9 protein-coding genes and 1 pseudogene are annotated in these 9,698 nt (G+C 59.8%); 5 read left to right on the forward strand and 5 right to left on the reverse strand.

The window, feature by feature from the left end; translation table 11 throughout:
* On the reverse strand, positions 1-1,022 hold a 1,022-nt coding region (locus KA184_21300), incomplete at its 3' end, for a phage late control D family protein (protein MBP8132124.1).
* A 681-nt stretch (positions 1,023-1,703) separates the two neighbouring features.
* Here KA184_21300 and KA184_21305 point away from each other — a divergent pair.
* The 5 genes from KA184_21305 to KA184_21325 all read left to right on the forward strand — a co-directional run bounded on the left by KA184_21305 (position 1,704) and on the right by KA184_21325 (position 6,300).
* Positions 1,704-2,324: a fibronectin type III domain-containing protein gene (locus KA184_21305; GenBank protein ID MBP8132125.1), complete on the forward strand. Its 621-nt coding sequence runs from the start codon at positions 1,704-1,706 to the stop codon at positions 2,322-2,324.
* Positions 2,325-2,338: 14 nt separating this feature from the next.
* Positions 2,339-2,965, forward strand: a complete 627-nt coding sequence (locus KA184_21310; GenBank protein ID MBP8132126.1) for a fibronectin type III domain-containing protein — start codon at positions 2,339-2,341, stop codon at positions 2,963-2,965.
* 283 nt (positions 2,966-3,248) lie between these two features.
* Complete coding sequence (locus tag KA184_21315; GenBank protein MBP8132127.1) at positions 3,249-3,659, forward strand: hypothetical protein; 411 nt, start codon at positions 3,249-3,251, stop codon at positions 3,657-3,659.
* Between the two features lie 62 nt (positions 3,660-3,721).
* Entirely contained in the window at positions 3,722-4,531 is an 810-nt protein-coding gene (locus KA184_21320) for a formylglycine-generating enzyme family protein (GenBank protein MBP8132128.1), read from the forward strand.
* A 764-nt stretch (positions 4,532-5,295) separates the two neighbouring features.
* Complete coding sequence (locus KA184_21325; GenBank protein ID MBP8132129.1) at positions 5,296-6,300, forward strand: DUF4190 domain-containing protein; 1,005 nt, start codon at positions 5,296-5,298, stop codon at positions 6,298-6,300.
* Positions 6,301-6,413: 113 nt separating this feature from the next.
* On the opposite strand, the pseudogene KA184_21330 reads toward KA184_21325, so the two are convergent.
* From KA184_21330 to KA184_21345, 4 genes and pseudogenes are all read right to left on the reverse strand, one after another.
* Positions 6,414-7,823: pseudogene (locus KA184_21330) on the reverse strand (phage tail tape measure protein).
* Between the two features lie 145 nt (positions 7,824-7,968).
* Complete coding sequence (locus KA184_21335) at positions 7,969-8,646, reverse strand: hypothetical protein (protein MBP8132130.1); 678 nt, start codon at positions 8,644-8,646, stop codon at positions 7,969-7,971.
* Between the two features lie 75 nt (positions 8,647-8,721).
* A complete protein-coding gene (locus KA184_21340; GenBank protein MBP8132131.1) occupies positions 8,722-9,186 on the reverse strand; it encodes a phage tail protein in 465 nt (154 codons plus the stop codon).
* Between the two features lie 12 nt (positions 9,187-9,198).
* Positions 9,199-9,698: phage tail protein (locus KA184_21345; GenBank protein ID MBP8132132.1), on the reverse strand; the 500-nt coding region annotated here is incomplete at its 5' end.

Consider the following 9,698-nt stretch of genomic DNA (forward strand, 5'->3'; position numbering starts at 1 on the left):
ATGTTCTGCTTGGCGCGCAGCGTCGGGATGCCCAAGGTGACCGCCGTGGCTTCGACCTGCTGCAGTTCCGCCGCCTTGAACGCGGCGTCCGCGGCGTCCTTCGCGGGCTCCTGTTCGGGTTCTTCGTAGAAGCCCTCGGAGCGTTCGAAGCTGGCGACGACGCGCCCCGTTTCCTGCTCCTTGAACTGCCCTTCGCCGCTGTTGCCGTCGACGAGATAGGTGCGCTTTCCCAGCGAGGTCCGGTCGGTCGTGTTGTCGTTGTTGGCTACTTCCTCGACGGGCTCCTTCTTGCGCGGGTCGACGCCGGCGGCCTTCGTTTCCACGCCCGCGCCTTTTCCCCATTGCGCCTGTGTGGACGGCTTGAACGAACGGAGGATGCTTTTGGGGTCGGTGAAATACTCCAGTGTCAGGACGGGCGGCTGGTCCAGCATACGGGGATGGAAATGGAGTTCGTCGTCCTGGACGTAGAACATGTACCCGGCGACACCATCACCCTCCTGATCACGCGCTTTGTCCGCGAGTTCTTTGAGGAATTGCGCGTCGGAAATGTTGGACTGGATCACGCGGAGGTGGTAGCCGACCGTGGGCTTGACCACGGGAATCAGACCGTTCGCCGCGGCGATTTCCTCGGCGATCTCCGAATACAGGATGCCCGGAGCGGGCTTCTGCCAAACCTTCTGATTCTCCTTGCCTGAGAGCTTGTATCCCTTGTCGTAGGCTTTGAGGCGGATTGTCGCTACGCCGTCCTCGGGGAAGTCGCAGTCGATTTCCTTGATGACGGCCTTCTTGACCGGGGACAGGTTGCCGATGTAGCCGAAACGGGCGACGATCTCGTTGCCCTCCTGGAACAGGGGATCGTCCGTGAACAACAGCCCCCGGTTGGCCACGGTCAGTTCCATCACGTCCAGTTCTTCTTCGTTGTCTTCGAAGACGAATGACGTGATCTCCTGCGTGATGTCCAGGGAAAGCTGCTGCCCCTCAATCTGGATGAGGAACGTCGGTTTGAATACGTCGAGTTCCATCCGGCCTCCAGTCGGGCGCACAACGCCCTCGGAGGTTATCTACCGGAAAGCGGGGAAATGCCCGTGCGAGCCGATTTGAGGAGCACAGGGTGTGCCCAAAATGCCCACGAACGGGGCGCAAAAAAAACTTGACTTTTGCGGATCGGACGGGAGTAGAATGAACCCATTCATCGAGAAGTAGTACCGCTGTGCTACGGATTTTTGGAGCGCCGGGGGAGTCGCTGAATGGGTGAAGCGACTGCGACGCGCCCGACGCCACACGCCGAACACAACCGCGAAAGTTGAATCGCGTGCAGACTTGCAGACCGAACGCGGGACGCTGAGGGGAATCACGTCAGTCCAGCGGGATAACCGATCCGCAATCCCGAATTGTAGACCTGCAACGATGTTCCGGGGAGCGGGGAACGAGATTGCGTATCTGCAAATCCAAAATGCGTATCTGCAACGTCGAGTTGTCGATCTGCAATTCGATTCCCGGCTGCGAAGATCGGGTTTGCATGTCCGCAAATCGAAAATGCGTGTTTACATCTTCGAATTGCATGTCCGCAACGTGACGTTGTAAGTCTGCAAATCGGAGTTGCGCGGCGGGGAGCCGCGTTGTAAGTCGTTATTCTACAGCATCTTGTGCGTTTTTGGCCGAAAGCGCCCCGAAACCGTTGAATGCGGAAGGAGATTGAGACCATGCCGAATTTTCCAAGGCGGGAACCGGATGTTGTCGCGCTGGCGGACGCCATGATCGCCGGGTATCAGCAGAATCCGGCGGTATTCCCTCATGCGGACCTTGTCGCGCTGCAAGGGGAGCGCGCGACGTATCAGACGGCCAAGAATGCGCAACTCGATGCGGACGCCAAAGCGCAATTGGCGACGGAAGCGAAGGATGGCGTGTTGACGACGCTCGAAGACCTCATGAAGGTCCAGCTTCGCCAGTCCGAAGTGGATGTCGCAAGCGATCAGGAGAAATTGGGCTTGATTGGTTGGGGTCCGAAAGCGCCCGCGCAACCCAGCAACCCGCCAGGTCAGCCGCGCAATCTCGATCCCGTCATCCAGGGACCGGGCACGCTGTTCCTCGATTGGAAATCACCCGCGCCGGGTCCGGGTGGCCGCGTTCGCACGTATCTCATCGAACGCCGCGAGCAAGTCTCCGGCGGCGCGTTCAACGAGTGGCATGAAGTCGGCGTGGCTCTCGATAGCGAATTGACGCTGACGGATCAGCCGCGCAACGTCCAGTTGGAATACCGAATCATCGCCGTGAATAACGGCGGCAACAGCGTACCGAGCAACACGGCGGCAGTCGTGCTCTAACGGGGGAATCGGGGATGGCGCAGTTTCCAAGCCAGGAGTTGGACATTCTCGCGTTGGCCAACGCGATGATCGCCGGGTACCAAACGAACCCCGGCGACTTCCCGCATGCCGACCTCCCGGCCCTTCAAACCGCCACCGATGATTTCCGTAACGGTCTGCTTGTCGTCATCTGTTTTCGCGCGATGGCGAAGCTCAAGACCGAAGAGAAAGATACCGCGCTCGATGCCCTGACCGAGAACATGCTTGCCCAATTGAAACAGTCCGAAGTGGATACCGCAAATGATCCCGGCAAGCTGGAGTTGATCGGCTGGGGAAAGAAAGCGCCGGCGCAACCCACGAATCCACCGAACCAGCCGCGCGCCCTCGAGGCCATCATGCAAGGGCCCGGCACGGTCTATCTGGACTGGAAATCGCCCATCATCGGCGGCAAAGGCGGCCCGGTGCGAACCTACGTGGTTTACCGGCGCAATCAACCGCAAGGCGGCGGCGCATTCGGCAATTGGGAACAAAACGGGATGGCGCTCGAAACGCACGCGCTCTTGACGAACCAGCCACAACGCTGCGAAATCGAGTACCGCATCATCGGCGTCAACACCGCCGGAATCAGTGTACCCAGCAACACGGCTGCCGTCGTGTTGTGAATACGAATATGAAACGAAACCAAGGAGAATATCGGAAACGATAAGAGACAGATTCTAGGCGTCAAGCCTTGAGCGGGTCGTTAGAAAACTTCCACGTTTTATTGTTAGAGAGCCGCGCAAGTGCAAGACGCGCTCCGTTTGGAGCGCGGTCTGCACTGCGTTCTCTGACAGGGATGTGGAAGTCCCTCTAACGAGCGCGGTCGCCGCGCTCTTCAGTTTTTCCCGCCTGTCTGGCGCATATGAATAACCCAAGAACAAGAAGAACCAAAAGGAAAACAGGCAAATGAAATCTCGTGAAAGAACAGTGTTGGCTTTGTTCCTCTCAGGTTGCGCCTGGGTGGGTGTCTCCTCGCTGATCTGGTCCTCTTGGGCACAGCCGCGTATTCGACCTGCTCGTTCCACTGTGGCGGCCCGGTGCGATGAGGCCATTAAGGCAGCGGAGGAAGCCCGCGACCTTGTAGTGTGGAAGGACAAGTATCCCGCCAAATGGGAGCAGGCGCAAGCGGCCATGCTTCGTACGCAGCAGGATATGGAGAGCGAGATGCAAGACCTGAGATCAAAGGAAGCCTCTTATGCGTGTATCGCGATAATTGGGGGCCTATTGGGTTTTGTGTCTTGTCTTGGACTGCTCCTCTTGCTCCTTCCCCGGGTGCCATTGGAGCATGGAGTTCTTGAGCCGCAAGAAAAACAATAGACAGAGTAAACTTTATGGAATGAAGTGGAATGAAAATGATACTGCCTTAAGAGGAAAACACGATGCGGTACATCTTAGTGGTCAGCACGGTGGTATTGTTGGGAATGGCGGGGTTCGCCGGAGAGGATAAGAGCGGACCCAAGGCGGGCGACACGTGCACGGAGGACCTTGGCGGCGGAGTAAAGATGGAGTTCGTCTGGTGCCCGCCGGGAGACTTCCTGATGGGTAGCACATCGAGTGAGGAGGGCAGGGTTGACGGGGAATCACAACACAAGGTGACGTTGACGCGGGGTTTCTGGATGGGGAAATACGAGGTGACGCAGGGCCAGTGGCAGGCGGTGATGGGGAGCAACCCGTCGCACTTCAAGGGCAGCGCGGATCTGCCGGTGGAGATGGTCAACTGGAACGATTGCCAGGAGTTCGTGAAGAAGCTGAGTCAACGGACGCGGAACGCGTATCGTTTGCCGACGGAGGCGGAATGGGAGTATGCGTGCCGCGCGGGAAGCACGACGGCTTATTGTTTCGGCAACGACGCCTCGGGCCTGGGCGCGTATGCTTGGTATGAGGACAACAGCGGGGCGAGGACTCACGGGAAGGGAGGGAAGAAGGCGAATTCCTGGGGCCTCCACGACATGCACGGGAACGTCAATGAATGGTGCCAGGACTGGGGCGGACGCTACCCGACCGACGCGGTGAAGGATCCTCAAGGGCCTTCGTCGGGCGAGTATGGCGACTACCGCGTGCAGCGCGGTGGGTCGTGGGCGACCGACTCCACTAGTTGCCGCGCCGCGTCTCGCAAAGGCGACACGCCGGACGCCCGCATCGGCGGCCTCGTCCACGATGCCGGCGTGCGTTTAGTGCGGACTCCCTGACATGGCCGGCGAATTGCCATGGGCCGACGGAACGGCCATATGAGACAGGGAGGATCGTGCACGCAGAGAAAGGAGGTCCACGTGACGACTACAAGGAAGCGAGTCTGGTTTATAGTTGGATGTGGTTTTGTATCGTTCTTGCTGGCTTGGGCGTACTTCGTACTCCTGTACCCCGAACAAAAAGAGCGATACGAGGCGAAGAAGGGGCTACGTGAGTCCTACTTGCTGTTACAGCAAATGTGCCAAGCATCTTTTCCGCCTTCCACGAAACGGGTGGCTCCCGGCTTCTTGAGCATTACGGGGACTCCAGGTTCGTTATCACACTGCACTGTGACCTTTCTGGGTCGACAGATCGAGGGCAACCTGAACGAAGTGCCTGTCAAATCTGTTGCAGACTTCATTGCGGAACGATTCCTAAGTGCGAAGGATCTCGTGGACCACGCGAAGCACTTGCACCCAAATCTCGCGTCAGCCCTGACTCCCCTTTTGGAACCCGCACAGAATAGCGTTCTGCTTGCATTTCCCTCAAAACTCGATGGCACCACAGACTTGCAGGAGTGTTCGCGGAGAGCTAATGAGGCGGTGAAGGGATTCCTGCGCAGTGTGGACGAGGTTTTCTTGCGCGCAGGCCTCACACGCGAATTGCCGTCAGCGAAAAATGAAAATGGAAGCCCATAGACGAGTATGACGTCCCCGGTCAGTGCAAGAGCGGTGGCCGCTTGGTCCAGACTGGGCGGGGACACTATCAAGAAAGGAGGAACTCAATGCCTGAAGAATCTCCGTTAGGAATTGCACCTTCTTCCCTGACCGCGACGGAATTGCCTCGAACGAGCGGGACCTCGACGTCGCACCTTGCCATTGCCAGCTTGGTCTTAGGTCTGCTTTCGATAGCTATCGCCCTGCTTCTGACTCAGATCCCGGCGATCATCTGCGGTGCCATCGCGTTGAAGCGGATCCGGAGATCTGGCGGGCAACTGACCGGGCGCCGTGCTGCCATCGCAGGGATTACAACCGGCATCACAGGGATCATGCTGCTCTTTGTCGGGATTGTCATTTTGCCGGCACTTGCGGCGACCGCAAGTGAGTCGGCGAGGCGGTCGTCGTGCGCGAATAATCTCAAATGCATGGGGCTGCTGTTTAAACTTCTCTCCGTCGACGCGCCGCACTCTTTCTTCCCGCAACTGTCCCCGGACGCGGGACAACTGATGTGTTGGGCGAAGGACATTTACGGCAAGCCGCCACCGATGCAGCTGGAACCGATGTTTCTCGTGTGCCCGAGCAACACGAACTGGGCGGGGGCGATAGAGCGCATCAAGAGCGATCCGCAGAGTGTTATAGATGACGATAGCTACGTCTACTTGGGCTACGTCATCACCAGCGACGACGAGATGGAAGCATTCGCAGAAGTGTACAAGGAGCGCGTGGCACATGGTCTGCGCTTTGACGAGGATCTGAAGGCATCGCCGGGGCGCGGTTCTATGGGTAGGGACACCTTCTATCGGTTCCGGGAAGGCGTTGAACGGGAGTTTGTGAAGGACACCGGGGACCCTGCCGCGACGGCCAGAGTGCAGTCGGAGATCCCCGTCATGTTCGACCGTGTGCACATCAATGCGACAGAGTTCAATCACCTGCCCGCCGGCGCGAACGTTCTGTTCATGGACGGACATGTCGAGTTTCTGAAGTATCCGAGCAAGTGGCCCTTGACGAAACGCACGGCGGAATTGATGGCGGAATTGGATGCGCTGAAACCCGAATCGGCCATCAAGTAGCGCGCTAGGCTCGCACAAGCAACACGGATGGCCGTAGGCGGCATCCCCTGTTGCGCCCCGATTCCGACCTGGCCGATACGCGCCGTCGCGAACGGCTTACCCTCGCACGCCGCCATGAGCGCGCGCACGCCCTGGAACGCAAGGCTAATCTTGTTCCAGACACCCATCACGGTGTCCTGAATGCCCGCGAAATTCGTGTTCCACGCCTGACGCAACAGGTACACCGCCGCGATCACGGCGGCCACGGCCAACGTGACCGGCCAGAAGTACGTCGCCACTGCCGCGCCCACGTCGGCGAGCGCAGGTCCGATGGCGGCGATCCCGGCGCTGACGGCGGGCGCCATGAGTCCAATCGTGCCCACGGCGACGACCACCGCCCCGACAACCACCAGCACCGCGCCCAAGGCCAGCGCAAATCCCAGCACGGCCCCGGTGACGCCAGGCGCGGCCTTGGCCATGCGCTGCAACCACAGGACCACATGAGATATGCCCGTCATGACGGGCGCCACAACAGGCAGCAGCGTCCGCCCCATGATCTCGAAAAGATTCAGCACCTGTTGTTTCGCCAGTCCGAACTGCGACCCGATGTCCACGTTCATGGCGCGGGCCATTTCCTCGGTCACCGCCACGCCGCCTTTCATGGCATCGTCGATGGACCGGATGTTCTGGCCGAGCGAGTCCATACCCGCGCTCATCTGCAGCAGAAACTTGACCGCCTCGTCCGAACCAAACCCCTTCTTGATGATGACCTGCGCGCCCGCCTGGGACAGGTCCGGGAATCGGTTCTGGATTTCCTGCAGAACGGGCAAGATGCCCTTGAGCCGCCCCGTGGCATCCACAAAGGGCAAACCCAGTTCCTTGCCCGCCTCGGCGGCCTTCATGATGAATGCCTTGTACAGCGTGCCCGCTTCGGAACCGGGCATGGTCGTCTGGAGTTGCCCCAGAATGGCGAGTTGCTCGGTAAGCGGAATATTCGATGCTGCAGCGGTCGCGCCCACGTTCTTGATGGCCTCGGCCATCTGCGGCCCGGTCGTCTTGAACACGGCCACCGTCTGCGCCATGGCCCCGGAGAACGCCTTGGCCCAGTCGATGTCCGAGTACTTCTTCATGATGGGTTTGAAGATGCCATAGCCCGTCGTAAAGGTGCCCACCATTTCCTGGACGGTGGCCTTGGTGGCCTTGGCCGTGATCGCCGCCATGGCCCCGAAGGTGCCGACGGCCTCTTACGATTTCGGATTGCAGAATTCGGATTGCGGATTAACGTTCCGCGCGTTCGAATTCATCCTTTATCCTTCTGAATTTGTCCTTCGGCTTCATTCCGTGTTCCGCATTCCGAAATCCGCATTCGCCGCGCCCATCATCATCGTGCCCTTCTGGATGCGGTCAAGGTTCCGCGTCATGCGTTCGCTCGACGCCGCGACCTTCGCATCCAGCGATTCCATGGACGATTCGATCTTGGCCGCGTTACGGGAGAACATGTCCCGCATCGTCACCACGATGCCCATGCCGAGGTCGTTGATCATTTGCGGTTCCGCTCCAGTTCGGACTTCTCAAAGGCAAGCTGCCGCTCGAGCGCGTCTACAAATTCGCGGCGCACCCCGAGCGGCAGCGACACAATCTCGTTGTATCCCCAATGCAACCCGCCGTAGGCGAGGAAGAAAGCGTCCGCTACAACCGAACGTTCGGGAACAAGAAAGGGGGTTCGGCCTCCAGTCGCGTGACGATGCGCGCGCCGCAGGACGAACAGACCGTGTGGATACTGGTGTCTATACCGCCGTCCACGCGCCGCATCTCCGCCCGGAGCGCGTTCAGGTCGAACGCGGGCAGTTCCGCGAGCGAGTTCTTGTTCGGGGCCTTGCCGTCGATCTCTTTCACGCGCATGAGCATGGCGGAATGGAGGCTCGGCTCTTTGAGGGAAGCCAGACGCTTTTCCATGTGGCCGTCGAGCAGCGTGAAGATGACGGGCTTCTTCGTGCGCGGCAGGTCGAATATGAACTCCCGCTCCGACCCGTAGGACGTTACCTCGAGATCGTCCAGGGCAATATGCACGTCTGTGCTCTCGCCGCAATCCTTGGCGGGGCAGGTGAGCGTAAGATTCACCTCGTCGCCGAAGGAGATCTGGCGGAGTTTTACGAGGAGGAACAACCGGTCTCCGGACAACATGTCCAGAATGTCCTTGGCGGCGATTTCCGTTTTGTCTCCGAGCCGGACCAGGCAGTTGCGGAGCACTTGGTTGACGCTTTCGCCGTCCTTCATGAGACGGCGGTTCGTGAGCAGCGACTCTTCCGCGCCCGTCATTTCACGCAGTTCCGCTTCGAGTCCGCTGGGCAGTGTGAAGGTATACATGAGTCCGGTTCCTTTCCTGAAGAGCGAGAGCGCGGGAAAGGTTCCCTTCGGGGGGAACCTTCCCCGCGGCGGTTCCTACGTCCAATACTGGTAGCAGATGGTGATCTTCTCGATGGTGTTTTCCGTGTTGCTGCCTTCGAGGTCGTCGTATTCGAGGGTCTTGATCCAGGCGCCGTGCAGCGTCCACCGGCGCGTCTCGTTGCCGGTGCGGTCGTACCGCACGACGTCCACATCGCGCATGTACTCATTGGGCAGGCTACCGGTTCCGGCGTTCACGTCCACCTGTTTCTGGATCCACTCGCGCGCGGCCTGGTCCGAGCCATCCTGCAGGACGCCCTTCTCCAACGTGATGTCCTCGAATTTCACGCGGCCCGCGACCTTCTGGTCGAAGATCGAGCCGCCCGGCGCGAATGCCACCTCCTCGAATTCCGTCTTGGGCTCCTGGCCCTTCTTGAACAGCGCCACGTCGAACCCGTTCACCTCGACGGTGAATTGCCAGTTCTGGTACAGACTCTTGGGCATGTTGCCGGCTGCGTTCATCGGCGCTTCTCCTTACGCGTTGAAGATTTCCTTGAAGTCGCTGCCCGTGTCCGTCATCACGAAGTTGAGTTCCACGAACTCGGCGGTCTTCGTGGGTTTCACGAACACGCGCGTGACGATCTCGTTGCGGTCCTGGACGGCGGGCGGGTTGGTCTCCGCGTCGCACTGGACGCGGTAGTCGTATACGCCGCCGTTGCTCTTGACGTCCTGCAGGAACGGGTTGATGAGCCGGAGCAGCGCCCGCCACGTGCGGGGATGGTTCGGCTCGAAGGTCACGAAACGGGACGAATCCCCGACGGCGCGTTCCATGTAGATCATGAGGCGCCGGACGTTCACCCGGTCCACGGCGGACGGCTGCTGGAGCAGCGTCCGCTGCCCCCAGACATTCACGCCGGAGTCCGGGAAGACGGCGATGACGTTGATGCCTTCGGGATAGAGCACGTCGCGGTCGGCGCGCTGGGTGAGATAGGCCACGCCCTGCACGTTGAACACGCGGCCCCGGTCGATGCCCG

The sequence above is a fragment of the Candidatus Hydrogenedentota bacterium genome (genome assembly GCA_018005585.1).
Classification (GTDB): domain Bacteria; phylum Hydrogenedentota; class Hydrogenedentia; order Hydrogenedentales; family JAGMZX01; genus JAGMZX01.